We start from the raw sequence: 1,002 nt of genomic DNA, 5'->3' as shown, positions 1-1,002 counted from the left end.
GTTGGTAGCCAGGTTGATACCCAAGGTACATAAGTCACAATTATCAAGAACAAGAACATGACGCCCACCCATGGCAATGCCGCTTTTACAACATTCATCATCGACATTCTAGCCACCCCAGCCGTTACAAACAGGTTCAACCCGACTGGTGGCGTTATCATGCCGATTTCCATGTTCACTACCATCATGATACCGAGGTGAATTGGGTCGATGCCCAGCGCAATGGCAATTGGGAACACCAAAGGAGCAACGATGATCAATAAGCCCGAAGGCTCCATAAACTGACGACCGATCAGGAGCAACAAGTTTACAACTATCAAGAACGTAATTGGCCCAAGCCCCGCAGACAGCATCGATTCCGTGATCATCTGAGGGATACGTTCTTCAGTCAGTACGTGTTTTAAGATCAGTGCATTAGCAATGATAAACAGCAGCATGATGGTAAGCTTACCTGCTTCATACAAGGTATGCTTAGTGTCTTCATGCACAAAGGTCTGAATCACTTTGACGATCGCTGGTTTGGTGTTTTGCTTATCAGCAAATGGTCCCATGTCTTTATATATAAAGTTCGCGATAAAGAATGAGTACACCGCCGCAACTGCCGCAGCCTCTGTTGGTGTGAAAATACCGCCATAGATACCGCCAAGGATGATCACCACCAGCAACAAGCCCCAACTCGCATCTTTGGCGGCATCAAACGTTTCTTTCCATCCCACGAATGGTTGCTTAGGTAGATTCTTAATCCTCGCCGCAATGTAGATAGCGATCATCAACATCACGCCAGCCAGCAAACCTGGGATCACACCCCCAAGGAACATACGCCCCACTGACACATCGGTCGCAGCAGCATACACCACCATCACGATCGATGGCGGAATCAAGATCCCCAAAGTACCTGCGTTACAGATAACACCCGCAGCAAACTCTTTCGAGTAACCGTTTTTGATCATCCCCGCAATGACGATACTACCGATAGCGACCACGGTTGCTGGTGAAGAGCCA

At 48.2% G+C, this 1,002-nt stretch carries 1 protein-coding gene; it reads right to left on the bottom strand.

Annotation, left to right across the window (positions count from 1 at the left end):
- A partial coding sequence (locus R7P69_RS25355; RefSeq protein ID WP_318121858.1) for a TRAP transporter large permease occupies positions 1–1,002 on the bottom strand: 1,002 nt, incomplete at both ends.

The organism is Vibrio sp. 661 (genome assembly GCF_033339315.1).
Taxonomy (GTDB): domain Bacteria; phylum Pseudomonadota; class Gammaproteobacteria; order Enterobacterales; family Vibrionaceae; genus Vibrio; species Vibrio alginolyticus.
The sequence above is the reverse complement of the archived record's forward strand: the minus strand, read 5'-3'. Positions and strand labels throughout refer to the sequence as shown.